General features: G+C 21.9%; 33 protein-coding genes and 1 pseudogene. 15 read left to right on the top strand and 19 right to left on the bottom strand.

Features of this window, described 5'->3' with window-relative positions:
• Positions 1–39: 39 nt before the first annotated feature.
• The 10 genes and pseudogenes from AACL24_RS08800 to AACL24_RS08755 form a co-directional block, all read right to left on the bottom strand.
• Complete coding sequence (locus AACL24_RS08800; RefSeq protein WP_339046650.1) at positions 40–1,278, bottom strand: IS256 family transposase; 1,239 nt, start codon at positions 1,276–1,278, stop codon at positions 40–42.
• Between the two features lie 258 nt (positions 1,279–1,536).
• Positions 1,537–1,650 carry a transposase gene (locus AACL24_RS08795; RefSeq protein ID WP_339046212.1) on the bottom strand — a complete coding sequence of 38 codons (114 nt, stop codon included), beginning with the start codon at positions 1,648–1,650 and terminating at the stop codon, positions 1,537–1,539.
• A gap of 80 nt (positions 1,651–1,730) precedes the next feature.
• Positions 1,731–2,560, bottom strand: a pseudogene (locus tag AACL24_RS08790) (IS5 family transposase).
• Positions 2,542–3,306 carry a hypothetical protein gene (locus AACL24_RS08785; RefSeq protein WP_339046210.1) on the bottom strand — a complete coding sequence of 255 codons (765 nt, stop codon included), beginning with the start codon at positions 3,304–3,306 and terminating at the stop codon, positions 2,542–2,544. The pseudogene AACL24_RS08790 and the gene AACL24_RS08785 overlap by 19 nt, the downstream one beginning before the upstream one ends.
• A 299-nt stretch (positions 3,307–3,605) precedes the next feature.
• Entirely contained in the window at positions 3,606–3,959 is a 354-nt protein-coding gene (locus AACL24_RS08780; RefSeq protein WP_339046208.1) for a transposase, read from the bottom strand.
• Between the two features lie 410 nt (positions 3,960–4,369).
• Entirely contained in the window at positions 4,370–5,245 is an 876-nt protein-coding gene (locus tag AACL24_RS08775) for a hypothetical protein (protein WP_339046206.1), read from the bottom strand.
• A 512-nt stretch (positions 5,246–5,757) separates the two neighbouring features.
• On the bottom strand, positions 5,758–6,123 hold the full coding sequence (locus AACL24_RS08770) for a hypothetical protein (protein WP_339046204.1): 366 nt from the start codon (positions 6,121–6,123) through the stop codon (positions 5,758–5,760).
• A gap of 265 nt (positions 6,124–6,388) precedes the next feature.
• Positions 6,389–7,218, bottom strand: a protein-coding gene (locus AACL24_RS08765) for an IS5 family transposase (protein WP_339046202.1) whose coding sequence is annotated in 2 segments (ribosomal slippage) — positions 6,389–6,822 and positions 6,822–7,218 — 831 coding nt in all. Because the reading frame shifts where the segments join, the coding sequence is not laid out codon by codon here.
• Positions 7,219–7,591: 373 nt separating this feature from the next.
• Positions 7,592–7,999, bottom strand: coding sequence for a transposase family protein (locus AACL24_RS08760; RefSeq protein WP_339045908.1), 408 nt, complete (start codon positions 7,997–7,999; stop codon positions 7,592–7,594).
• Between the two features lie 23 nt (positions 8,000–8,022).
• Entirely contained in the window at positions 8,023–8,445 is a 423-nt protein-coding gene (locus tag AACL24_RS08755; protein ID WP_339045912.1) for a transposase family protein, read from the bottom strand.
• 139 nt (positions 8,446–8,584) lie between these two features.
• On the opposite strand from AACL24_RS08755, the gene AACL24_RS08750 reads away from it, so the two are divergent.
• The 13 genes from AACL24_RS08750 to AACL24_RS08690 all read left to right on the top strand — a co-directional run bounded on the left by AACL24_RS08750 (position 8,585) and on the right by AACL24_RS08690 (position 15,198).
• On the top strand, positions 8,585–9,601 hold the full coding sequence (locus AACL24_RS08750) for an ankyrin repeat domain-containing protein (protein WP_339046200.1): 1,017 nt from the start codon (positions 8,585–8,587) through the stop codon (positions 9,599–9,601).
• A 415-nt stretch (positions 9,602–10,016) separates the two neighbouring features.
• Positions 10,017–10,436 (top strand): hypothetical protein, encoded by a 420-nt coding sequence (locus tag AACL24_RS08745; RefSeq protein WP_339046198.1) that lies wholly within the window; start codon positions 10,017–10,019, stop codon positions 10,434–10,436.
• 133 nt (positions 10,437–10,569) lie between these two features.
• Entirely contained in the window at positions 10,570–10,722 is a 153-nt protein-coding gene (locus AACL24_RS08740) for a hypothetical protein (RefSeq protein WP_339046196.1), read from the top strand.
• Positions 10,709–10,894: a hypothetical protein gene (locus AACL24_RS08735; RefSeq protein WP_339046194.1), complete on the top strand. Its 186-nt coding sequence runs from the start codon at positions 10,709–10,711 to the stop codon at positions 10,892–10,894. Before AACL24_RS08740 ends, AACL24_RS08735 begins: the two co-directional genes overlap by 14 nt.
• A gap of 6 nt (positions 10,895–10,900) precedes the next feature.
• Positions 10,901–11,110 (top strand): hypothetical protein, encoded by a 210-nt coding sequence (locus AACL24_RS08730; RefSeq protein ID WP_339046092.1) that lies wholly within the window; start codon positions 10,901–10,903, stop codon positions 11,108–11,110.
• A 19-nt stretch (positions 11,111–11,129) separates the two neighbouring features.
• Complete coding sequence (locus AACL24_RS08725) at positions 11,130–11,309, top strand: hypothetical protein (protein ID WP_339046192.1); 180 nt, start codon at positions 11,130–11,132, stop codon at positions 11,307–11,309.
• Positions 11,284–11,655: a hypothetical protein gene (locus tag AACL24_RS08720; RefSeq protein ID WP_339046190.1), complete on the top strand. Its 372-nt coding sequence runs from the start codon at positions 11,284–11,286 to the stop codon at positions 11,653–11,655. Before AACL24_RS08725 ends, AACL24_RS08720 begins: the two co-directional genes overlap by 26 nt.
• A 292-nt stretch (positions 11,656–11,947) precedes the next feature.
• On the top strand, positions 11,948–12,709 hold the full coding sequence (locus AACL24_RS08715; RefSeq protein WP_339046188.1) for a RecT family recombinase: 762 nt from the start codon (positions 11,948–11,950) through the stop codon (positions 12,707–12,709).
• 102 nt (positions 12,710–12,811) lie between these two features.
• Complete coding sequence (locus tag AACL24_RS08710; protein WP_339046186.1) at positions 12,812–13,429, top strand: hypothetical protein; 618 nt, start codon at positions 12,812–12,814, stop codon at positions 13,427–13,429.
• A gap of 1 nt (position 13,430) precedes the next feature.
• Positions 13,431–13,553 (top strand): hypothetical protein, encoded by a 123-nt coding sequence (locus tag AACL24_RS08705; RefSeq protein ID WP_339046184.1) that lies wholly within the window; start codon positions 13,431–13,433, stop codon positions 13,551–13,553.
• Positions 13,554–13,778: 225 nt separating this feature from the next.
• The gene (locus tag AACL24_RS08700; RefSeq protein WP_339046182.1) at positions 13,779–14,063 is read left to right on the top strand and encodes a hypothetical protein; all 285 of its coding nucleotides are present in this window, start codon (positions 13,779–13,781) and stop codon (positions 14,061–14,063) included.
• A gap of 3 nt (positions 14,064–14,066) precedes the next feature.
• Positions 14,067–14,333, top strand: coding sequence for a hypothetical protein (locus tag AACL24_RS08695; RefSeq protein ID WP_339046181.1), 267 nt, complete (start codon positions 14,067–14,069; stop codon positions 14,331–14,333).
• A gap of 145 nt (positions 14,334–14,478) precedes the next feature.
• Positions 14,479–15,198: a DUF3800 domain-containing protein gene (locus tag AACL24_RS08690; protein WP_339046179.1), complete on the top strand. Its 720-nt coding sequence runs from the start codon at positions 14,479–14,481 to the stop codon at positions 15,196–15,198.
• Between the two features lie 632 nt (positions 15,199–15,830).
• Here the strand turns inward: AACL24_RS08690 and AACL24_RS08685 are convergent.
• The 3 genes from AACL24_RS08685 to AACL24_RS08675 form a co-directional block, all read right to left on the bottom strand.
• The gene (locus AACL24_RS08685) at positions 15,831–17,069 is read right to left on the bottom strand and encodes an IS256 family transposase (protein WP_339046650.1); all 1,239 of its coding nucleotides are present in this window, start codon (positions 17,067–17,069) and stop codon (positions 15,831–15,833) included.
• A gap of 210 nt (positions 17,070–17,279) precedes the next feature.
• Positions 17,280–18,170, bottom strand: a complete 891-nt coding sequence (locus AACL24_RS08680) for a hypothetical protein (RefSeq protein WP_339046177.1) — start codon at positions 18,168–18,170, stop codon at positions 17,280–17,282.
• Between the two features lie 239 nt (positions 18,171–18,409).
• Positions 18,410–18,829: a hypothetical protein gene (locus AACL24_RS08675; protein ID WP_339046175.1), complete on the bottom strand. Its 420-nt coding sequence runs from the start codon at positions 18,827–18,829 to the stop codon at positions 18,410–18,412.
• Positions 18,830–18,948: 119 nt separating this feature from the next.
• Here AACL24_RS08675 and AACL24_RS08670 point away from each other — a divergent pair, with 119 nt between their 5' ends.
• Entirely contained in the window at positions 18,949–19,371 is a 423-nt protein-coding gene (locus AACL24_RS08670; protein ID WP_339045912.1) for a transposase family protein, read from the top strand.
• Between the two features lie 23 nt (positions 19,372–19,394).
• Positions 19,395–19,802 carry a transposase family protein gene (locus tag AACL24_RS08665; protein WP_339045908.1) on the top strand — a complete coding sequence of 136 codons (408 nt, stop codon included), beginning with the start codon at positions 19,395–19,397 and terminating at the stop codon, positions 19,800–19,802.
• A gap of 173 nt (positions 19,803–19,975) precedes the next feature.
• Here AACL24_RS08665 and AACL24_RS08660 read toward each other — a convergent pair whose 3' ends face one another.
• From AACL24_RS08660 to AACL24_RS08635, 6 genes are all read right to left on the bottom strand, one after another.
• The gene (locus tag AACL24_RS08660) at positions 19,976–20,953 is read right to left on the bottom strand and encodes a hypothetical protein (RefSeq protein WP_339046173.1); all 978 of its coding nucleotides are present in this window, start codon (positions 20,951–20,953) and stop codon (positions 19,976–19,978) included.
• Positions 20,954–21,327: 374 nt separating this feature from the next.
• Entirely contained in the window at positions 21,328–22,566 is a 1,239-nt protein-coding gene (locus AACL24_RS08655) for an IS256 family transposase (protein WP_339046650.1), read from the bottom strand.
• Between the two features lie 141 nt (positions 22,567–22,707).
• Positions 22,708–24,072 (bottom strand): hypothetical protein, encoded by a 1,365-nt coding sequence (locus AACL24_RS08650; protein WP_339046171.1) that lies wholly within the window; start codon positions 24,070–24,072, stop codon positions 22,708–22,710.
• Positions 24,059–25,192: a hypothetical protein gene (locus tag AACL24_RS08645; protein WP_339046169.1), complete on the bottom strand. Its 1,134-nt coding sequence runs from the start codon at positions 25,190–25,192 to the stop codon at positions 24,059–24,061. The genes AACL24_RS08650 and AACL24_RS08645 overlap by 14 nt, the downstream gene beginning before the upstream one ends.
• Positions 25,193–25,409: 217 nt before the next feature.
• The gene (locus AACL24_RS08640) at positions 25,410–26,648 is read right to left on the bottom strand and encodes an IS256 family transposase (RefSeq protein WP_339046167.1); all 1,239 of its coding nucleotides are present in this window, start codon (positions 26,646–26,648) and stop codon (positions 25,410–25,412) included.
• 82 nt (positions 26,649–26,730) lie between these two features.
• Positions 26,731–26,919, bottom strand: coding sequence for a hypothetical protein (locus AACL24_RS08635; protein ID WP_339046165.1), 189 nt, complete (start codon positions 26,917–26,919; stop codon positions 26,731–26,733).
• Positions 26,920–26,923 lie beyond the last annotated feature (4 nt).

The following is a 26,923-nucleotide window of genomic DNA, read 5'->3' as shown; positions in this document are numbered from 1 at the left end:
GGCTTTTATGTAATCTGTGTATCTTTGTTTTACAAAGTACTAGTTTAGATTAATTCTATCTTCAAATTTTATCATAAAATGAGCAATTGCTGTATTTCAATTTTGAATGGGCATTGTTCATTTTTTTGTTATATTTTCAATTGCTAAATAAAATATTTTAAAAACTGCCATATCATTAGGAAAAACTTTTTTATTTCTGATAACTTTTCGTAATTGACTATTTACAGATTCAATAGCATTTGTTGTATAAATAACTCTTTTGATTTCTGTAGGATAACTAATAAAAACCATTAAATTATCTCAATTTTTATATCAAGATTTAGCAATTTGAGGATATTGTTTATTTCACTTATTTTCAAAGGATTCTAAAGCCTGCATTGCTTGTTCTTCACTACATGCAGTATAAATTGGTTTTAAATCTGCAACTAGAGATTTTCTATGCTTATATGAGACATATTTCAAACTATTTCTAATTTGATGAACTATGCATAATTGATGTTCTGTTTTAAGATAAACTGATTGTATTGCTTCTGACATGCCTGTTAAATTATCACTGCAGGCAATAAGAATATCATTTAAGCCACGATTTTTCATTTCTGTTAAATTTGCTAATCAAAATTTAGCACCTTCATTTTCACTAATTCATAAACCTAAAACATCTTTTTTACCTTCTAAATCAACTCCTAAAGCTATATAAACTGATTTATTAATAATCCTTTTATCTTGTCGTACTTTCACTACTATGCAATCAAAATAAACAATCGGATAGACACTTTCTAATGGTCGATTTTGCCATGCTTTTACATCATCAATAACATCATCAGTAATTTGACTAATAACACTTTCACTAATATCAGCACCATGATATAACTCTTGTAATTGCATTCTAATATCTGATAATGTCATACCTTTTGCATATAAAGAAAGAACTTGTTGATCAAAACCATCAAATCTTCTTTGTCTTTTTGCAACTATTATAGGATTAAAATTACTATTGCGATCTCGTGGTACATCAATCTCAATTTTACCTTGTTGAGTTATTATTTTTTTTGAACTTATACCATTACGAGCATTGTCACTATTACTATGTTGATTCTTTTCATATCCCAAATAATTTTGCATCTCAGAATTCAACATTTTTTCTACTAATCTTTTTGTTAATTCTTTATACAATCCTCCCTCTTTAAAAACTGTTGTTAAATCTTCAGTATTTTCTAATAATAAATCTACTGCTTTTGATATTGGATCATTATTATTAATATTTTGCTTTTTAGCCATCTGTAACTCACTCTTTCTAGTCATTTAATTATATTTACTAGAATTAATTAAACATAGTTATTTTTGTAAGTTACACAGATTACTAAACATTACCTAAAATTTAAATTTTTATCGAGTTAATATAAAAATATTATTAACAATTTTTTGTTTAAAATGTAAACTCATTTTTTAAACTATTTTTTCAAAAAATATTTATTTCTATATTCAATAACACTAAATAGTTTTAAAACAATTTTATTGACAATTAATTAAATTTAATTACGGAATATGTCCATTATATTCTTTAGCAAGGCAAGATACTGATTTGCCACTTTGATATAAAGCTACTATTTGTTTTTTAAATTCATCGGTATATGAGTTAATATTGGCCATAATTATAGTTCCTTTCTTTTAACAAATTTGTTTACTTGTCTAGGTAATTAGTGTCCAATAAATTGTAACCCATCCAATATTTAAATTAATAATTGTAAATTATAAATTGAAGCTATTAAATTAAATCTTAATGCAAATTTTTTTCTTCTATTTCGATATTTTTCACTAATAATTTTAAATTTTTTAAGAATCGCAAAAACATGTTCAATAACAACTCTCATTTTTGAAATAGCCTTATTATTTTTCTTTTCTTCTTTAGTTAAAGGGTTTTTCTTTGATTTTCGTTTAGGTAATAAGACATTTTTATGTATGTTTTGTATACCTTGATATCCTAAATCTACTAAAATAGTTGTTTCTGATAAAAATTTCGTTTTTGAATTTTTTAAAATTTTAAAATCATGATTTTTACCATAAGAAAAATAAGAACTTATAATTTTTTTACTATCTTTTTCAATTATGACTTGAGTTTTTATTGTATGTTTTTTCTTTTTTCCTGAATAATATTGTTTTTGACTTTTTTTGGGCGTTGAATAGTACTTTCAGTCACATCAATGATAACTGTTTTATCTTTAAAATTATTATTTAACAGTGATTTTTGCCCATCAAGTTGTTGAAAATCAGGATGTTTTATTAAAGTATTTTCTATTCACTTGATATTCCTATAGCAACTACTTTCACTAATTCCATAACTTTTAGCAATATGAAAATAAGTTCGATACTCTCTTCAATATTCTAAAGTCATTAATAAACGATTTTATAATGATAATTTATTAGGTGTACCACCATTTTTAAACTTTTTTACTTCTTCTGTCTTTAAAATTTCTAGAATTTTATTAAAAATAATATCATTTATACCAGTTAATCTTAATAATTCTGGATTGTTAATAGTTTTTAATTTATCAAACATCATAGATTACCTATCTTTTTTATTTTTAATTTTATTTTAAAAATTAAATTTTTAATAGATAGGTTTTGCAAGAAGTCTAATGTATTTTCTTTATTTTCACTACAAAAAACAATATAAACTGATGGTGTAGTTAATAATTTTGTTTTTTGAATTGATTGTAATTGTTCAATTTGTAAATCAATTAAATAATTATTTTCATCACTACTTCTTTTTGTTTTTTGTGATTTTAAATTATTAATTTGTTCTATAAAATCATAATTTTGATTTGTTTTTATGATTTTACATGGCATTGTAATTGTTTTTAATAAATCAGCAAAATCAGCAAGCACTGTTGCTTGTTGAGATTCATTTAATAAAGTTAAATTTATTGTTTCTAATTTAATACCGGACATAAAAAGATTGTCTTTTAAATATTTAAATTTAACAATGTTTTTATTATTTTCTAATTCAAAATTAGGATTTAAATTTATAGTTGAACTTTTACCCATAATTGCTAAATATTTAAAAGCACGAACAAGCATTTCATACGCTCTTGTTTCATTTTTGAATTTTTGAATACAAACAAAACCAAGTCCGATTATTATTAAACTTAAAGAAAATTTTAAATAAATATTAATTGAAATTAAAAATGCTATTGAAATAGATATACTTATAAAAATCAATAATACTAATAAATCAGTCAAGTTTATACCCCGAAAAATTTGATAATGAATTTTTTTAGTACTTTTTGGTAAATTTACTTTTTCCATTTTTATTCTCCTTTATTATCTTTTTTATACCAATTAACAAATTAGATTTTGTTTTTCTCATTGGTTTTTTACCTAAGTTTTTGGTATCGTATCAGTCACTTTTATGTTTTTCTGTATTATTTTTAGATTCATTTTCATATCAATTTGGTTGACTATTTTCAAAATATTTATCAACAATCTTTTGGTCAACTTATATGCAGCTTCTTTTGCATATAAATGAACATGATGTTTTGCAACTTTGATATGTGTTTTAAATGTTCTTCGTATATGTTTTCATACTGATTCAATTTGGTTGGTATTTACACCAATTTTTGAAACATAGCCATCTTGATGGTTAACTGTTTCATCTTAGTGAAAACTGATTTAAAATCGCGATATCCTTTTCAAGAATCAGTATGTACATCACAATTTGAAGAAATGTGTTTTCTTGCAAACTGCAAAAGATTTTTACTTTTTGCGTTTTTCAATACTTTCACAATTAAATTATTGGTTGTTTTTTCATAAATCCCAACAATCAAGGTTTTATTAACTAAGGATCTTCCTTGTTTTTTAAAACCCATATGTGAAAGATACATTTCATCCATTTGCACTATGCCATCAACAATAAATTTATGTTCTTGTTTTGCAATGACACTTCGGATTTCATGACCCATTTTTCAAGCAGTTTTCAAAGTCACACCCAATTCTTTTGCAACATCAGTTGATGGAATTCCATGTTTAGTGTTTATTCATCTAAAGATGAGATAAAACCAAGATGTCAAAGGTGTTTGTGACTTGTAAAAAATGGTGTTATGAAGAAAACTAAATGTTTGATGACATTTCAAACATCTTATTCTTCTTAAATTATAAGTATTTAAACTTGTTTAAGAACATCTGATACATTTGTTTTCCTTCAAACTTGCTATATATTTCAAACAATCTTGTTCTGTTTGAAAAGTATTGTTGAACTCATTCAATTTCATTGTTTCCTCCCCACTAGTACATGTGGGGAGAAATCCGTTATTTTATTAAATAATAAAAATAAAAAAAGATTGCAACTGCAATCTTTTAAAATATTTAATAATTAAGCATTTGGTACATCACAATCAATTCTAGAAGAAAGTATTACATTACCAAAATGGATTTCTAAAAAAACTTTTGTAGTTGGAAAATTTCCTGTTACTTCTGTTCCACCAGTAACAGCATTAAAGAATTTTGTATTGACATTTGTATTTAATAATGTAATTAAAGAATCAAATTGTTTTTGTTTCTTATCTGAATTTATTTTTAATTTAAAATTTGAAATTGGCTGTCCTTGTTTAAATCCTTCACTATCAGTTAATTTTAGACCATCTTTATTAACTATAAGATTAGTAATAACTGATGCATTAATATTTAATGCATCATTTTTAAGAGTTTTGATAGTGTAAGATTTTACAACTGTCGCATCATTTCCGGCTTTATTCATAATGTCTACTTGACAAGTACCATCAGAAACTTTAAAATCAGTTGTTCCGTTTGCTTCAATTTTACCTGGAGTGCTACTTGTAACTTTGGCAATTAATGCAGTAATTTTCGTAACATCATCAATTGAATAATCTTTACTGTCACTGCCAGAATTAAAACCTAAGTCAGATAAGAATTTTGTAGCTTCAGTATTTTTTGCTTTAAACTTACCTGCAGCAGAACCTTGAATTAATAATTTAGTTTTAAAAAGTTCAGCAGTTTTAATTAGTGAATCATCAGCAATAATTGAATAATTTTCTTTACCAGTAGTATCATTTTTGTTTAATTTCTGGTTAATTTTACTTTTTCCATTTGCATCATATCATTCCAATAATTTCGCAACATCAACATGTATTTCTGGTGATTTAGATCCACAAGCAACAACTGAACTTGCTGCAACTGTAGTTAAACTAACTGCACCTAATAATCTTAATAATGTTTTCATACTTCTCATAATTTATGCCTCCTCTTAAATCTAGAAAATTACAATTATTTTTAATGACCAATAAAAAATAAACACTAAAAATAATTTTCTAATGTTAATTATATCAATTTTATGGATTGTAGTTGTTTGATTAAAAATTAATCAAACAACTAACACTTATAACATATTTTATTATTTCTTATCAAAACAAAATTTTAAAAATGATAAAATTTAAGTCTTCAATATTGAACATTTTCATATTTCTTATATTATGTTTACTCTACAGTACTTCCAAGATTATTGAGTAATATAATTAAAAAACCCGAAAAAATATTTTTTCGGGTTTTTTTATAAATTTATTTATTTATATACGTATAGTACTTACTTATTGATTGTACATAAGTAAGTAATTATTTATTTTAATTGGTCAATAATTTGTTCATTTAAATTACTTACCGATATACCATTTTTTCTAGCAATTATTTTTAACTTTTCAACTTTTTCATGGTTTATAGATAATGATAATTGCACTTTTCTTGCTTTTAACTGATTAGTATTAATTTTAATTCTTCTCTACGTTTTCTTCTACGAGCATTGATTTGCTCTCTATGTGATATTGCATATATCTTATTTCTGTTATCAATTTTTTCTTTGTTTTGTTGATAATACTCTTTTTGTTTTAATTTAAAGTTTTCATTATTTTTATTTTTCTCATAGTATGCTTTTATTATTTTTCTTATTTTTTCTTGATTTTTTAGATAATATTGTCGTTTTTTTTCTTTGTTTTGTTGATAATACTCTTTTTGTTTTAATTTAAAGTTTTCATTATTTTCTTTTCTAAATTTTCTTGCTCTTGCAATAATTTTTTCTTTATTTTTTAAATAATATGCTTTTTGTTTTTCAGTCATTAAAAACTCCTTATTGTAGATTTATTTTGTCAAAAAGTTATATATTTAAATAATAAACTTTACCTTTATCAGTACCAATATATAATAGACTTCTTGCAAAACTATGATATTAATCACATTTTTTAAGTTTAAAAATTTATTTTAATAACACTTTTAATATTTTTTAAAAATTATTGTTCAAAATATGTTTTATTTTTTGTCATTAAAATACAACAAAAATTATTATTTCAAATAAAAAAATAAAATATTAAATTATCAAATATATTTAAATTAATAATTGTAAATTATAAATTGAAGCTATTAAATTAAATCTTAATGCAAATTTTTTTCTTCTATTTCGATATTTTTCACTAATAATTTTAAATTTTTTAAGAATCGCAAAAACATGTTCAATAACAACTCTCATTTTTGAAATAGCCTTATTATTTTTCTTTTCTTCTTTAGTTAAAGGGTTTTTCTTTGATTTTCGTTTAGGTAATAAGACATTTTTATGTATGTTTTGTATACCTTGATATCCTAAATCTACTAAAATAGTTGTTTCTGATAAAAATTTCGTTTTTGAATTTTTTAAAATTTTAAAATGATGATTTTTACCATAAGAAAAATAAGAACTTATAATTTTTTTACTATCTTTTTCAATTATGACTTGAGTTTTTATTGTATGTTTTTTCTTTTTTCCTGAATAATATTGTTTTTGACTTTTTTTGGGCGTTGAATAGTACTTTCAGTCACATCAATGATAACTGTTTTATCTTTAAAATTATTATTTAACAGTGATTTTTGCCCATCAAGTTGTTGAAAATCAGGATGTTTTATTAAAGTATTTTCTATTCACTTGATATTCCTATAGCAACTACTTTCATTAATTCCATAACTTTTAGCAATATGAAAATAAGTTCGATACTCTCTTCAATATTCTAAAGTCATTAATAAACGATTTTCTAATGATAATTTATTAGGTGTACCACCATTTTTAAACTTTTTTACTTCTTCTGTCTTTAAAATTTCTAGAATTTTATTAAAAATAATATCATTTATACCAGTTAATCTTAATAATTCTGGATTGTTAATAGTTTTTAATTTATCAAACATCATAGATTACCTATCTTTTTTATTTTTAATTTTATTTTAAAAATTTAATTTTTAATAGATAGGTTTTGCAAGAAGTCTAATATCTATATAAAGACAATTGATAATAAACTTTATAAATTATTAGAAGAAAATAATAAGTTATTTCAAGTTGAGTTAAAACCTAAATTAAACATTGGACATATTCCGTAATTAAATTTAATTAATTGTCAATAAAATTGTTTTAAAACTATTTAGTGTTATTGAATATAGAAATAAATATTTTTTGAAAAAATAGTTTAAAAAATGAGTTTACATTTTAAACAAAAAATTGTTAATAATATTTTTATATTAACTCGATAAAAATTTAAATTTTAAAAAAATATTTTTAATATTTTTTTTATTTTAATGGTTTTATTTTATTAAAAATTTCACAAAGTAAGTTAAATCTTAAGTACATAAGTCTAAATTTAGATTTTCTACATTTATTTACTAAAATTTTGAATCTTTTCAATCAAGCAAAGACATGTTCAACTTTAATTCTAATTTTAGATACAATCTTATTGTATTTTCTTTCTTGTTTAGTTAATTTTTTATTTTTAGTTCTTTTAATTGGTATTATTGTATTTTTATAAATATTTTGTATACCTTGATATCCTAAATCACCAATAATTATTGTTTTTTCTGAAAATTCAAGATTTGAATTTTTTAATATTTGAAAATCATGCACTTTACCATTATCAGCAAAAATATCAACAATTTTTTTATTAAAAAAATCATATACAATTTGAAATTTTATAGAATACATTCAACTTTTACCAGAAAAATATTCTAACTGTAGTTTTTTTTAGTTGGTCTTTCAATTTCAATCTCAGTTGAATCAATTAAATAAAATTGAAATTCATTTGAATTTTCTTGTTTTTTATCAATTTTTAATTTATATCTTTCTTTTAAAAATTGGTAATCTTTGTGGTTACTAAGTTTATTTTCTACTCAAGTAATATTTCGAAAACAACTTGATGGGCTCATTTTAGATTTAATACTCATTTGAAAAAAAGTATAATATTCTTTTCAGTATAATAAAGTCATCATTAATCTTTCTTCTACTGAAAGTTTATTTTTTCGACCTTTATTTTTTTCTAATTTTTCTATTTCAATTAATTTTTCTAACATTTCATTAAAATGAAAACGTTTTATACCAAAATATCTATAAAATTCTTCATTTTTTAATTTTTTTAAATTTTCAAAAATCATTTTTATCAACACTTTTCTAAATTTATTGTTAATAACAAAATTATAAAATAAATTTTAAAATTATTAATTGACTTTTAAAAAATTTAATTACGGAATATGTCTAAAGTAAATGGGTTTTTATTGTTAAAGGAGTAAAAAAATGAATGACGATTTAAATGAAAAATTAATAAATAGTGCTTGAAATGGTGATTTAGATACAATTAATATTTTACTGACAAATAATGGTGCTGATGTTAATTATTTAACTATAAATAATTTTAGTGCTTTAACACTAGCCGCCTGAAATGGACACTTAAATATCGTTAAAACTTTACTAGAAAATGGTGCTAATATCAATCATGCTAATATATTTGGTAATACTGCTTTATTATTAGCTGCTGAAAATAATCATATTGAAATAGTTAATACACTAATAGAAAATAACGCTAATATTAATCATGAAAATAATGGTAATGAAACCGCTTTATTATTAGCTGCTAAAAATGGACACTTAAATATCGTTAATAGTTTAATAATGCAACATAATATTAATATTAATCATCCTAATAATTTTAATAATACTGCTTTAACACTAACTGCTAAAAATGGACACTTAAATATCGTTAATGTATTAATAACACATAATGCCAATGTTAATCATATAAATGAAGATAATGATGAAACCGCTTTAATCTTAGCCGCCAGAAACGGACACCATGAAATCATTAATCTCTTAATCGATAATTTTGCTAATATTAATCATGAAAATCGTTATGGTGATACAGCTTTAATATCAGCCGTTAGAAACGGACACTTAAATATTGTTAATAGCTTAATAATGCAACATAATATTAATATTAATCATGAAAATATAGAAGGTTACACTGCTTTCAAGTGAGCCGCCAGAAACGGATATTTAGATATAGCTAATGTTATAATAGCGCATAATGCTAATGCTGATTATACAAATCAAATAAATAATAATGCTTTAATATGAAGCGCGCGAAATGGTTATCTAAATATAGTTAATAGTTTAATAGTACATAATACCAATATTAATTATGTAAATGAAAAAGGTGATACAGCTTTAATATGAAGTACTTGAAAAGGTTATTTGGAAATAGTTAACACTTTACTAACAAAAAATGGGGCGTATTTCGTTAATAGTTATGTTTAATAAAAGTGTGAATGAGAGATAAAACTCTCATTTTTAATTGTTGAACAATTATAATTAATTATTTTATTAAACCAGCACTTTATTAAAGTAATTAATTATTCCATAACTAAATAAAAAATTATGTAGGCTATTGTGCTGGAATTAACCAATAGTAATTTTTGTGTTGCTCTTTGAAAATTTCAGAAATTTTGGTTCCCTTCCCCTAGAACCCCTACCCTCCAAGGCTTTGCTACTTACAGTAGCATAAGCCTTACGTATAGTAGATAGAAGTATTAGTTAGTAGTATATAAGCCTTTTATCACTGTAGGTGATAAGGCTTATACGTAGAAAGGATTTGTAATGATTAATGTTAATTTAGATATTAAAAATAAAGTTAGAGAAACAACTAAAGGTATGTTATTAGAAATTGGTGAATATGAAACATGATTTCCAATTAAAGATACTACTTTTAATAAAAATAATAAAAAAAATAACATTAAAAATAATTGAAGATTTTAATTATAAATTAGGTAAAAAATCAATTACAGAAAATATTGAAAGTATTAAAGGTAGTGATATTTTAAAATATATTAAAAATATTCCAGATATTACTACAAATGAAAATGAATTAATTGCTTGTAATGAAAAAATTAATGAACAATATAATGGTTATTATATTTTTACAAATAATAAAAATCAAAAATGTTTTAAATATAACATTACATGAGAAAAAGATAATAAAAGTTTTAAAATAAATAATCCTTATAAAGAAAATGATAAGCCAATTAATTATATTGTTATGCCAATGAAAGATATAGAAACTCATAATGAAAAAATATTTTATTTAAATTATTAAAGGAAATTAATATGTTATTAAATATTGAAAAAATAGAATTAATTAAAAATTTATGTAATGAAAAATTACTTAAAAATAAAAAAAATATTGAAATACAAGAAATATTAAAAATTATAGAAAGTGAGAATTAATTATGTTGAATTTAAAAGAAGATAAAAGAATTTATTTAAAACATGAAATAAAAATATATGGTTCATGTGATATTTGTCATAAAAATTCATCATTTGCAAATAGAACTTGTAATAAATGTTTTTATAAATTAATGAGTGATAATGATGAAATGTAATATTCATAAGGAAAAATATATATGATTTTATGAATTAGAAAATACATATTATTGTAATAAATGTATTAATGAAATGATTGAAGAAGATATGTATTTAACATCAAATAATTGAGATTACTTATATGAATATTATATTAATGAATTACAATTAGAAAATTTTAAAGGAGTGTAATAAATAATGAATCAATTAGAATTACAAAAAGCAAAAGAATTATTAGATAAATTTGATGAGTTACAAGAAGAATTTAATAGGAAATATGAAAGTAGTTTAGACGTTAGAATTGACGATGACGGAGATTTAAACATTAGTAATGATTATTTTAAATATGAAAATGTAAATAAAATTGAACAAGCAATTATTGATTATAAAAAAATTATTAAAGGTTAAAAGAAAGTAGTGAATAAAAATGGTAGCAGCCCCTAAAAAGAAACTAGAAGATTTAATGATAAAACAAATTATTGTTCATTTAAGATTTACTGAAAAAGATTATGAAACATTAAAAGAAATTTGTGAAGAAAAAAATATGAAAATTAATGGATTTATAAGGAGTTTAATTAAAAATGCAATTAAACAATCAAAAAAATAATTTAATTTTTAAAAAAGAAACACATCAATATTTTATTCAAAATAAAGAATTAATATCAGTAAGTAAAATATTAGATTATTATTTAGGTAATTCATATTGTAAATGTAATAACTGTAAATATTGTTTTAATATTTATAATGCAAGAATTCGAGGTAATGCAGTTCATAAAATAGCAGAATTATATTTTAAAAATATAACTATTAAAAATATAAATAATCAAATTAAAAATATTATTAAAGATTTATTTCCCGAAAATTATTTAAATTATTGTTATACATTATTAGAATATTTACCAACTAAATTTATTAATAATAATGAATATATTATTGAAAAAGCATTTAATTAGGATATTGTTGCAGGAACTCCAGATTTAATATTTAAAAATGAAAAATTAAATTTATATACAATAATTGATTTTAAAACTTATAAAGTTTTTAGTAAAGAATTATTAGAAAAATCAAAATTACAAATAATAGCATATTATTGATTATTAAAAAATAATAATTATGAATTATCAAATATACATTTTATATGTTGAGTTAAAGAAAATAAAATTGAATTAATAAAAGTAGAAATAACAAATGAATTATTAATTGAATGAGAAAAAGCAATTTGAACATGAAAGGAATTAAAATAAAATGACAAATTTAATATTACCTAAAACAATTACAAAAAATCAAATTAATGATTTTAAAAAATATTATGAAGTTACTAAATTAAATGATAAAAAATTATCAACATTAAATCAACAATCTTTACTAAATACATTAGCAACTATATTTGAATTAAATTTATCAAATAATCCTATTAAAAAAGAATTAGCATTAATACCTTATGGTACTGAATTACAAGTACAAATTCAAGAAGATGGTTTTTTAACTTTATTACAAAGAAGTAATTGTGTTATTGATTTTCAAAGAGAAGTTATTACAAATAAACATATTTATAATGATAAAACTAAACGTTGAGAAATTAATCCAGCAAAAATATTTGAACCAAAAGAAATTATTGGTTATTATGGAATGATTTGTATTAAAGATTATTTAGGAAAAAATATTACTTTCATTAAAGGTATGACTAAACAAGAATGTGAAGAACATAGAAAAAAATATAGTAAAGCAAATGGTAATAGTCCTTGAAATACTAGTTTTGATGCTATGGCTTTAAAAACAGTTATTAAAGCAATAATTAGAGATATTAATAAAAATCCAAGTATTAAATTAGAAAATCAAAATTTAATTAATAAAGCATTACAAGTTGACCAATCAGCAATAATTGATGAAGAAATTGTTTATATTGATAATCCAAATACTAATAATGTAATTGAAAATAATACAAATTTTCAACAATTAGAAGAAAATATAAGTAAATTAGATAATTATGAGTTTAAAAATGAATAATTGTAAATATTGTAATAAAAGAATTTGATTAACAAATTATTGATGTATGAATTGTTTAAAAATATTAGTTATGAATTTAAATAAAAATAAGGAGAAAAAATAATGACTAATTATTTACTTTCAATTGACCCAAGTATAAAAAATACTGGATTTACTTTATGAGAAAAAGAATGTGAACTAAATTGTAAATATTTATGAAAACCAATAGAAAGTAATACTCCACATACAAATGATATATGAAAACCAATTTGAATAAATAGTTATGATTTTAAAAAATATAGTACTAAATATGAAGTTAGTAAAAGTGATGCAATATATAACAATAATTTTAATTTTTTAATTAAATTAAAAATTGAAAAATTAATTAAATGTGACATTGGTAGTTTATTTTATAATAATAATTTAAATTTAATTATTGAACGTGGTACTTTTCATTCAAAAAATGGTATTGGTTATGAAACACAAGAACATTTACGTGGTTTTATTGCTGGACAATTTAATAAATTAATAACAAAAGATATGTTAATAAGTCCAAGTGAATGAAAAAAATGATATGTTAAAATATTTTGATATGCAAAAGATAAAATATGAAATAAAGAATTATCAATTAAATTAGCAAAACAAGTAATTCAAGAACAAGGTTGAAATATAACAATATCCAATCATGATGAAGCTGATAGTTTATTAATTGGTTGATATTATTTAAATAAGGAGAATTAATATGCGTAAAAAAGATAATGAGATATGAGAAGCACTATATAATAATGCAAAGAATATAAATCTTGTTTTAAAAGAAATATTAGAAATTAGACAAATAATTAATAAGGAAAATAAAAATGACTAAACAAGATATTTTAGAAATAATAGAAAAATTAAAAGAATTAAAAAATTTAGATGGAATAACTATTAATATAAATATTGATGATATTAATATCGAAAATAATTAAGGAGAATAAATAATGGTTTGATGAGAAATATTAACTATAGTATCAGTATCAGTAATTTTATTTTTAATGATAATTTCAACAATAATTGGTATTATAACTGAAATTATTAATGAGTGATAATTATGAAACATATAATTAAATGTATGGCTAAAAATTGTAATATTAAAATTGAAATTGAATTAAAAAAAACTTGATATTTAAATGATAATAATAAAAGAATTTATACTTATGCAAGAGAAAATAAATTATCTTTTTGTAATTTTCATACAATACAATTTAATAATGCTTTAAATGAAATGAAAGAAAATATATCAAAAGAAAATATATCAAAAGAAAATATACAAAAAATATTAAAAGAAAATATTAATAATAAAGTAAATAAAGAATTAAATAAATATAAGGAGTAAATAATGATAATGATAAATTGTACAATAGATGAATTTTTAAATAAATGAAAAAAAGAAAAACATTATGATGTAAGTGTTGGTTATTTTTCAGTTGAAGGAGATTTTACTTTAAATTTTAAAAGTTTGCATGTTGATAAAAATAATATTGAAGAATTTGAAGAATTATTAAATGATTATAATATTAATAGAAAAATTTGAGAAAAAACAGAAAAATGTAAACAATGTCATCATCATAATTCTCAAATAGAAAATGATGATGATGATGAATAAAATAACTAAATTATCTATATTTAATATAGAAAATATGATATAATTAATAGAGAGAAATTACTCATTCTTAAATAGTTTCTCTTTTTTTATTTTTTTAATTTATAATATTATTAACAAATAAAAAATTGGGAATGAGTTTTTATTTATGAATAATAATACAAATGAATATTTCATATTTATTGATGATAGTGGTAAATTATATGATAATAAAAAATTTGCAAACTATACTGCAGTAGTATTTAATAATAAAGAAAAATATTTAAATTTTAAAAAATGTTTTCGCGAATTACTAAAAGAAATTAATGGTGGAAAAGAAATAAAAGGTTCTAAATTTTGAAGTAGAACATCACATAAAAATAAAAATAAAATCTTAAAATTATTAAGTGAACATAATATTAAAAGTTTTTCACTAATGATTAATATAAATAAACTTAAAAACAAATATAAAAATGATATTGAAACTGAAAGAATATTAAATATTTGTATTGCAATTTTATCTCAATATATTATTAATCAACTTAATTTATTAAATTGTAAAATATCTTTATATATTGATGAACAAATTAGAAAACAATTTAATAAATTAAATGGAAAAAGTATTGAAAATTTTTTAAATTATAAATCTAATAATGATAAATATACTATTTTTTCACAGTTAATTTTTAGACAAAAAAATATAATATTTTATGTAAAAGATGATTGTAAATCACATTTATATAGTGGTATCATGGTAGCAGATAAAATAGCAAATGGAATTAATAGAGTATATAATGATAAAAATAAAGAAGTTGAAAAATATTTAAAAATACATAATATTACAGTAAAAAAGAAATTTTGACCTAAAGTTTTTGAAGAAATATTTTAATTTAAATGTGGTATAATCATAATATATTAGTATGGTATTCATTTGAAATAATAATGAACTAAGTACATTAGTGTTGCCTTACTAATATTTTTTTATATAAAAAAAGTTACCTTAATTGGTAACTTTTTAATTAGGTGCCAATCTAATTATTAGCAAAATTAATATAAACTTGAGAACTTTTTATTTCATATACTTACATAAGTAAGTAATCTAAGTATATATTAATATTTTTAAATTTAAAAGTATTTTTTAAAATAAAAAGTTACTATTGATTATAGTAACTTTTATATTAGGTGCTTACCTAACTATGAAATGAAATAACGTGACATTTATAACTTACCTTTTCTAACCCCTTAGGTAAGTATTTAAAATTATACATTAATATTTAAGATTGTGGGGAAATATTATTTTCTTGTTTATCTAAATAATTATTTATCCTATTATATAATGTTTTTTTTCTTTATACCTTAAATTTGAAATAATACAACAACCTAAAATTAAACCAAAAACATTTAATGCAATAAAAAGCAGTAAAATTCCAAAAGCATTATTTTCATTGCATAATTTGGTACCTTTATTAATTAAATACCCGAGGCTTTTATGTAATCTGTGTATCTTTGTTTTACAAAGTACTAGTTTAGATTAATTCTATCTTCAAATTTTATCATAAAATGAGCAATTGCTGTATTTCAATTTTGAATGGGCATTGTTCATTTTTTTGTTATATTTTCAATTGCTAAATAAAATATTTTAAAAACTGCCATATCATTAGGAAAAACTTTTTTATTTCTGATAACTTTTCGTAATTGACTATTTACAGATTCAATAGCATTTGTTGTATAAATAACTCTTTTGATTTCTGTAGGATAACTAATAAAAACCATTAAATTATCTCAATTTTTATATCAAGATTTAGCAATTTGAGGATATTGTTTATTTCACTTATTTTCAAAGGATTCTAAAGCCTGCATTGCTTGTTCTTCACTACATGCAGTATAAATTGGTTTTAAATCTGCAACTAGAGATTTTCTATGCTTATATGAGACATATTTCAAACTATTTCTAATTTGATGAACTATGCATAATTGATGTTCTGTTTTAAGATAAACTGATTGTATTGCTTCTGACATGCCTGTTAAATTATCACTGCAGGCAATAAGAATATCATTTAAGCCACGATTTTTCATTTCTGTTAAATTTGCTAATCAAAATTTAGCACCTTCATTTTCACTAATTCATAAACCTAAAACATCTTTTTTACCTTCTAAATCAACTCCTAAAGCTATATAAACTGATTTATTAATAATCCTTTTATCTTGTCGTACTTTCACTACTATGCAATCAAAATAAACAATCGGATAGACACTTTCTAATGGTCGATTTTGCCATGCTTTTACATCATCAATAACATCATCAGTAATTTGACTAATAACACTTTCACTAATATCAGCACCATGATATAACTCTTGTAATTGCATTCTAATATCTGATAATGTCATACCTTTTGCATATAAAGAAAGAACTTGTTGATCAAAACCATCAAATCTTCTTTGTCTTTTTGCAACTATTATAGGATTAAAATTACTATTGCGATCTCGTGGTACATCAATCTCAATTTTACCTTGTTGAGTTATTATTTTTTTTGAACTTATACCATTACGAGCATTGTCACTATTACTATGTTGATTCTTTTCATATCCCAAATAATTTTGCATCTCAGAATTCAACATTTTTTCTACTAATCTTTTTGTTAATTCTTTATACAATCCTCCCTCTTTAAAAACTGTTGTTAAATCTTCAGTATTTTCTAATAATAAATCTACTGCTTTTGATATTGGATCATTATTATTAATATTTTGCTTTTTAGCCATCTGTAACTCACTCTTTCTAGTCATTTAATTATATTTACTAGAATTAATTAAACATAGTTATTTTTGTAAGTTACACAGATTACTAAACATTACCAAATACCCAAAAACTAATACTCCAATTATAATGGATATTGCTATTAAAGAAATAATACCTCTTGACATAATAACTCCTTTGATATTTTGAATGATTTTAAATAAATTATATCAATATTATCTATTATTCAATATTATTTTATAAATATTTATTTTTAATGATTTGATTGTAATATAACCATAACCGTATTGTACAGGTACACTATCAATAATAATTCTATTTTCAATTTTTCCTAATGTTGCTTGTAAATAAAAATTTCATTTCAACTTATCATTTACTATTGATAAACCTATTGATTTTTTGTTATTAAATTCAATATTTCAATCGTGAAAAGCCCCGCTATCTTTTATAGTAAATTCGTAACTATTTAAACTATAATCACTGTCAGTAAGCCCATACATATATGATGTTCCAGTTCTACTTTTTATATATTCATAATCACTATTTGCATGTTTTCAATGATAAAGATGATTTCCGTTACGTGGTGGTATGTCTCTCAAAATTAAATCTTTTAAATTAATAGTTATACTTGTATTTTTAATTTCTTTTGCCGGATTAAAACTTTCTGTACCTGATAAATTAGTTGTTATTTCTGTTGTAGAAACATTTTTAATCTCTTTTTCGGTTTCAATATTATAATCATAATATATTGTTATAGTTTTATAATAACGTTGTAAATCGTTAAAAGACTTAATTAATAATGTAGGGTCTAATAATGAATTTAAATCAATTTCATAATTAACTTGTTTACTATGATTGGCCTCTCATCAATTTTCTGTATTATCTTTTACTGGTATTGAACTTGTATCTGTTAAAGCTATATTATTTGCTATCATTTCTATTTTTAAATCTGGATTAATTACAATTGTTTTAGCTATATTTTGAGGACTTGGCGGTAATATTTTTGCAGGATATGAAAATGTAGTTTCTTCAGTTTCTTCATATTCATCATGATTTAATTTATATAAAGTAGTTCAATTAAAAGCATTACCAGTTAATGCACCCATATTATTATATCTAAACTGAGCAACTGATATTTCATTATAATCACCTTGATAAGTAAAAGGATTATCACTATAAAATGTATGTCTTTCTTCTCCTTGATGTAAACTTTGAGTAACAATTGTATCAATAATATAAGCATAATTTGAACCATCAATAACTCCATTACTTGTTGGATTTCATTCACAATTAGTATCTTCATTTGTAAATGGTGAAGCAATATCTAAAAATTCACTATCTTCTGCTAAAATATAAACTTTATTATTTTTTTTTGTGATAAATCAACAGTTGATATTTGTTCTTTAACTTCTAACTTTTTACCAGTAGTAGGGTCTCATGGATAAACACTTACTCTATCACTTAATTTCATTGTCATAGCAGTTGTACTAACATTTGCACCTAATAATTTACCAATAGCAAAATCATTATCATTTGTAAATGCATTCAATGGAATTAAACCACCATTACCAATAATATTTTCTAAATTACTTGTAAAAAATGCACTCATAAAACCATTAAAATATAACATTTTTTTATATTGTTGCATATTTTGAGTAATAACTCATCCAACAGGAACTCCTAAAGTTAAAACATTTAATAATTTACCAACTAATGGTATATCACTTAAAGCAAATGGTAATCATTGTTGACTATCATAAGGCATTTGAATTAAACTACTAAAGACATATTCCGTAATTAAATTTTTTAAAAGTCAATTAATAATTTTAAAATTTATTTTATAATTTTGTTATTAACAATAAATTTAGAAAAGTGTTGATAAAAATGATTTTTGAAAATTTAAAAAAATTAAAAAATGAAGAATTTTATAGATATTTTGGTATAAAACGTTTTCATTTTAATGAAATGTTAGAAAAATTAATTGAAATAGAAAAATTAGAAAAAAATAAAGGTCGAAAAAATAAACTTTCAGTAGAAGAAAGATTAATGATGACTTTATTATACTGAAAAGAATATTATACTTTTTTTCAAATGAGTATTAAATCTAAAATGAGCCCATCAAGTTGTTTTCGAAATATTACTTGAGTAGAAAATAAACTTAGTAACCACAAAGATTACCAATTTTTAAAAGAAAGATATAAATTAAAAATTGATAAAAAACAAGAAAATTCAAATGAATTTCAATTTTATTTAATTGATTCAACTGAGATTGAAATTGAAAGACCAACTAAAAAAAACTACAGTTAGAATATTTTTCTGGTAAAAGTTGAATGTATTCTATAAAATTTCAAATTGTATATGATTTTTTTAATAAAAAAATTGTTGATATTTTTGCTGATAATGGTAAAGTGCATGATTTTCAAATATTAAAAAATTCAAATCTTGAATTTTCAGAAAAAACAATAATTATTGGTGATTTAGGATATCAAGGTATACAAAATATTTATAAAAATACAATAATACCAATTAAAAGAACTAAAAATAAAAAATTAACTAAACAAGAAAGAAAATACAATAAGATTGTATCTAAAATTAGAATTAAAGTTGAACATGTCTTTGCTTGATTGAAAAGATTCAAAATTTTAGTAAATAAATGTAGAAAATCTAAATTTAGACTTATGTACTTAAGATTTAACTTACTTTGTGAAATTTTTAATAAAATAAAACCATTAAAATAAAAAAAATATTAAAAATATTTTTTTAAAATTTAAATTTTTATCGAGTTAATATAAAAATATTATTAACAATTTTTTGTTTAAAATGTAAACTCATTTTTTAAACTATTTTTTCAAAAAATATTTATTTCTATATTCAATAACACTAAATAGTTTTAAAACAATTTTATTGACAATTAATTAAATTTAATTACGGAATATGTCCTAAATACAACTGAATTAAAATTTAATATTGCTGACATATATTTTTGTGATATTTTACTATAATCAACAGTTGGACTTCCTATAATTAAATGTGTATCTGGGTCTTTATATTTAAAATTATTTGACATATCTACATTATAATTACCTGTTAAATTATTAATATTTCATTCACTATCTCAAAAGAATTTTGCTTCTCCTATTGATGTACCATTACTTAATCTTGCTTTTTCTTTATCAAAAGCAAGCATACCTTTAAAATCTTTTGTTACAAATAAATTATCTTGAAAATTTAATGAAGTTTTTAATCATTCTTTAAAATCTTTAAAATTTAAAAATCCAGTAGGTTTTGCATCCATAATATTATAAAATGTTGTTTCTGGATGACTACTTGTTGTTATTTTATCATTTATTCCAGCAAGTAAACCACCATTATTTTTAACATCAGTTGTAGATAAATCATTATTACCAGCAATAAATAATCTTCTTGAAGCAAATACTTTACTTTCAAATATTTCTTCATTTCCTTGTTTTATAGGTTCTTGACCTTGAATTATAGGTCTTCCATAATAATAACAACTTGTTAATAATTCTAATCCATATGATTGTCTATGACTATATCTTACTCCTATATCACGCATTAAAGTACGATTTAACGTTACTTTTCCTTGTTGAATAGTAGGGAAAGCATAACCAGAGCCTGGTGAAGCATATTGTACAAAATCAAGTGTATTTTGACCACTTGCAACTACTCTATCATTTAAACTACTAAAAGTTAATACTTGCATACTAAATGCACCATTATAAGGACTATAATAATTTGTTACATTTGAAATAAATAATAATTGTCTATCTTGATTTTTACCACTATTACCACCAATATTTTCATTTTCATCATTAAATACACAAAAAAATTGTAAATAATCATCAATTGTAATATGTTCTTCAAACATTACTAAAGTATATTGTCTTTTAGTTTGTACTGTTTTAAATATTTGATTATTTGGTAAACCACTAAAATCAACACCACTTGTATCATCAATTAAATAAGCATTTCAATAATCTCCAATTTTATATTGTTTTGTATAATATTGGTCTTGACCTGTAACTTTATGAGTATCTGGATTAATACTTCCTTTATTTTTTTGATATATTTTTGTACTATTTTTTCAAATACATACAACTGGAGTATTACCAGTTAATATTAATTCATATTGTCCGAAATCACTTATTTTACTATTAATAGGTTTATAACCAGTTTCAGTTAAAGGAATTGCACCATTATTGAGGCTTTTATGTAATCTGTGTATCTTTGTTTTACAAAGTACTAGTTTAGATTAATTCTATCTTCAAATTTTATCATAAAATGAGCAATTGCTGTATTTCAATTTTGAATGGGCATTGTTCATTTTTTTGTTATATTTTCAATTGCTAAATAAAATATTTTAAAAACTGCCATATCATTAGGAAAAACTTTTTTATTTCTGATAACTTTTCGTAATTGACTATTTACAGATTCAATAGCATTTGTTGTATAAATAACTCTTTTGATTTCTGTAGGATAACTAATAAAAACCATTAAATTATCTCAATTTTTATATCAAGATTTAGCAATTTGAGGATATTGTTTATTTCACTTATTTTCAAAGGATTCTAAAGCCTGCATTGCTTGTTCTTCACTACATGCAGTATAAATTGGTTTTAAATCTGCAACTAGAGATTTTCTATGCTTATATGAGACATATTTCAAACTATTTCTAATTTGATGAACTATGCATAATTGATGTTCTGTTTTAAGATAAACTGATTGTATTGCTTCTGACATGCCTGTTAAATTATCACTGCAGGCAATAAGAATATCATTTAAGCCACGATTTTTCATTTCTGTTAAATTTGCTAATCAAAATTTAGCACCTTCATTTTCACTAATTCATAAACCTAAAACATCTTTTTTACCTTCTAAATCAACTCCTAAAGCTATATAAACTGATTTATTAATAATCCTTTTATCTTGTCGTACTTTCACTACTATGCAATCAAAATAAACAATCGGATAGACACTTTCTAATGGTCGATTTTGCCATGCTTTTACATCATCAATAACATCATCAGTAATTTGACTAATAACACTTTCACTAATATCAGCACCATGATATAACTCTTGTAATTGCATTCTAATATCTGATAATGTCATACCTTTTGCATATAAAGAAAGAACTTGTTGATCAAAACCATCAAATCTTCTTTGTCTTTTTGCAACTATTATAGGATTAAAATTACTATTGCGATCTCGTGGTACATCAATCTCAATTTTACCTTGTTGAGTTATTATTTTTTTTGAACTTATACCATTACGAGCATTGTCACTATTACTATGTTGATTCTTTTCATATCCCAAATAATTTTGCATCTCAGAATTCAACATTTTTTCTACTAATCTTTTTGTTAATTCTTTATACAATCCTCCCTCTTTAAAAACTGTTGTTAAATCTTCAGTATTTTCTAATAATAAATCTACTGCTTTTGATATTGGATCATTATTATTAATATTTTGCTTTTTAGCCATCTGTAACTCACTCTTTCTAGTCATTTAATTATATTTTTACTAGAATTAATTAAACATAGTTATTTTTGTAAGTTACACAGATTACTAAACATTACCCCATTATTAATAACAAATGGAAATATTTTTCAATAACTACATCTTTTAATCAGAAGTTGTTGTTTTTTCAATTGCAGATGAAGATGTTTCATTAATTGAATTTGTTGATGTCTGTTCATTTTTATTTTCTCCTAATAATTTTATTTTTTCATCTTCTTTATCTTCTTTATTTACTTCTTTTAATATATTTTTTGCTTGTAATAAATTAACATTTCTTAATTTACCAATCGCTTCTTTTTTAGTCATTAATCCATAAATTAATTGAAATTCAATTAATTCTTTTTCTTGTAATTGGTCAGTCATAGCAATAGGTATAAAATCAAAACTATATGTTCTTTCACCAATCATATTTCAATGACCATAATAATACATTCACATATCCATTAAACGTAATATATAAGGTTTATAATGTGCTATTTTATATTCTGTTGTTTCCATATCAAATTTATTATTAAACATTGATTGAGTTTTATTTGTATATTGTTGACCATTATAATCTTCAATATCATATCCAGCACCATTAAATATTTGTTTAATAATACCATTATAATCAAGTCAATATTCACTAAATTTAGGATTACCTTGAATAAAATTAATTCCACCATTACCAGTTTTATCATATGGTGTACTACTAACATTCATAAAAAAATCTTCTACATATTGACCAATATCAGATTTACCAGTCATTAATTCAAGTAATTGTTCATTTGATAATTGACCAAATGCTCTTGTTTGATTTAATATTCTTTCTTTTCTTTTTTGTTTAATATTATGATTTAAATCTTCAATTAATGGATATACTGACATACAATCTGGATAACCATTTAATGTAGTACTTTGACCAAATAATAAAGGATTTGGTAAATTTGTTATTTCTACAATTGGTAAAAAACCAAATGGATTTTTTAATGTATAACTTGTTTTTACTAAATTTTCAGGTTTTGTTTTTGATTTTGTTGTACCTAAAATTGTCTCTTCACCAACATTATTAAATATTTCAACATGTACTATTTTTGGTGTTATTGTAACTCATGTTAAAGTTTGATTATCTGCTTGATTATTTGTAAAAAATAATTCTGCTGATTGTTCTTGTTCATTAATTTTTGCAACTCTTGACATAAATGTTGGAGTTGGTACAACTAATGTTAACTCACCAGTTTTAGTAATCATTCATAATAAAATACATCTACCTAATAAACTATTTTGAATACCAAATTTTGCTAATTTTTCAAATATTTTATCTTTAAAATAAAAATTATTTCAATTATCTAATAATTTTTTATCTTCACTTTGTAATAATATTCCTTTACCTAATCATAATCTTGTTGATTTTTGAGCAATAATTCTAGGTATATCTAAATATCAATTTTGTTTATTTTCTAAATAAAAATTAATATTATATAAATCCATTTAAAACACCTCTTTTCTTTGTAAGTAATAATTCATTACCAATTGAATCAATTAAATCTTTCATATCATTCATTAAAGCAAAACAATCACTATCTCATGTATCATCATGTAAATCTAACATTTGAGGTTCCATATTTGAACTTAATGATTTTTTAGTATTATCTAATCATTGAATTAATGAATATTGTTTTTTAGTATAAGGACAATTATTTCAATCATAACTTAATATATTTTTAATTAATCCAGCAGTTGTAAAATCAATTCTATCTCTTAAATAAAATATTTCTTTATTTACTGGTTGAAATATTAATCAATAAATATTTCTATCTTTTCTTTGTTTTTTTAAAATATCAATAAATGCTTGACCACCATTACCATAATCAACATTTACATATAATTTTTTAATTATTAATTGTGTATATTTTTGACCTTGAATTAAATAATAATCAATAATACTATTTGCTAATTCATAACTATTTTTAAATTGCATTGTTACATTACTATGATAAAATTCACTTAATTTATGTGCTTTAGTTTTACTTTGATTTAAACATCATAAACTTCCTGCTGTAGGATGACCGCTTGGACTTGTAGCATAACCAATATCTAAACCTGCTCTAAAATAATATGGTTGAAATTCTAATTTAGTATTTACTTTATCTAAAAATCTTGCAAAAATAGCACCAGTTAAAATACTAGGTACACCATAATATCAACTTTGTGCTTTTATAGGGTCAAGTATTTTTAATTTTTCTAAATCATTAATTTTATCTTGTAATAAATTATGTTCATTAATTTTTCAATTTGAATAATGAAATAATTTAAAAATATTATTTTCAAATATTGATTTAATTTGTTCATTATTAGATTTCATTATTTCTAAATTAAAAGGTACTCTATTATTCATATATTCAATAAAATATTGATAAATATTATCTGGATTACAACTTCTAATTTTAATTATTTTTTTAGCATTACCTAATGCAAATGTAATTGCTTGAAATTCAGCTTGACTAAATTCATTTGCTTCTTCACATCATTCAATTGTTAAATCAAAACCTTTTATTTCACTTCTAGAAAGCCCTTTTAAAGGTATTCTATCATTACTATTAGAATACACACCCATAACTCTAATAAATGATTTTGAACCTTTAAAACAAAAATCTGCTTGTTTATTTGGATATTTTAAAATAAAATCTTTATAATCAAAACCAACATTAATTAAAGCTTCATTAATTTCTTTAGTTAATTCATTAATATCTTTATTTAATTTTCTAAAACAATATATAGCAATTAGAGGCTTTTTAATAATCTGTGTTTCTTTGTTTTACAAAGTACTAGTTTAGATTAATTCTGTCTTCAAATTTTATCATAAAATGAGCAATTGCTGTATTTCAATTTTGAATGGGCATTGTTCATTTTTTTGTTATATTGTCAATTGCTAAATAAAATATTTTAAAAACTGACATATCGTTAGGAAAAACTTTTTTATTTCTGATGACTTTTCGTAATTGACTATTAACAGATTCAATAGCATTTGTGGTATAAATTACCCTTTTTATTTCTGCAGGATAACTAATAAAAACCATTAAATTATCTCAATTTTTATATCAAGATTTAGCAATTTGTGGATATTGTTTAGTTCATTTATTTTCAAATGATTCTAAAGCCTGCATTGCTTGTTCTTCACTACATGCAGTATAAATTGGTTTTAAATCTGCAACTAGAGATTCTCTATGCTTATATGAGACATATTTCAAACTATTTCTAATTTGATGAACGATGCATAATTGATGTTCTGTTTTAAGATAAACTGATTGTATTGCTTCTGACATGCCTGTTAAATTATCACTACAAGCAATAAGAATATCATTTAAGCCACGATTTTTCATTTCTGTGAAATTGGCTAATCAAAATTTAGCACCTTCATTTTCACTAATTCATAAACCTAAAACATCTTTTTTACCTTCTAAATCAACTCCTAAAGCTATATAAACTGATTTATTAATAATCCTTTTATCTTGTCGTACTTTAACTACTATACAATCAAAATAAACAATCGGATAAACACTATCTAATGGTCGATTTTGCCATGCTTTGACGTCATCAATAACATCATCAGTAATTTGACTAATAACACTTTCACTAATATCAGCACCATGATATAACTCTTGTAATTGCATTCTAATATCTGATAATGTCATACCTTTTGCATATAAAGAAAGAACTTGTTGATCAAAACCATCAAATCTTCTTTGTCTTTTTGCAACTATTACAGGATTAAAATTACTATTACGATCTCTTGGTACATCAATTTCAATTTTACCTTGTTGGGTTATTAATTTTTTTGAACTTATACCATTACGAGCATTGTCACTATTACTATGTTGATTCTTATCATATCCTAAATAATTTTGCATCTCAGAATTCAACATTTTTTCTACTAATCTTTTTGTTAATTCTTTATATAATCCTCCCTCTTTAAAAACTGTTGTTAAATCTTCAGTATTTTCTAATAATAAATCTACTGCTTGTGATATTAGATCATTGTTATTAATATTTTGCTTTTTAGCCATCTGTAACTCACTCTTTCTAGAAAATTAATTATATTTACTAGAACTAATTAAACATAGTTATTTTTGTAAGTTACACAGATTACTAAACATTACCAGCAATTAATTTATTAATTTTAATTGAAATTGCTATTAACATTGCTAATTCTTCTGCAATACTATATGTTTTACTTGAATATCTACTTCCACTTAAATTATATTCACTATGAGTAAAATCACTTTTATTTAATAATCAATAACTAATTTCATGTAAATAAGTAAATTCTTTATTCATAATT

Origin of the sequence: Spiroplasma endosymbiont of Colias croceus (assembly GCF_964020095.1) — a bacterium.
Taxonomy (GTDB): domain Bacteria; phylum Bacillota_I; class Bacilli_A; order Mycoplasmatales; family VBWQ01; genus Spiroplasma_E.
This window is presented reverse-complemented; position numbering and strand designations above follow the sequence as displayed.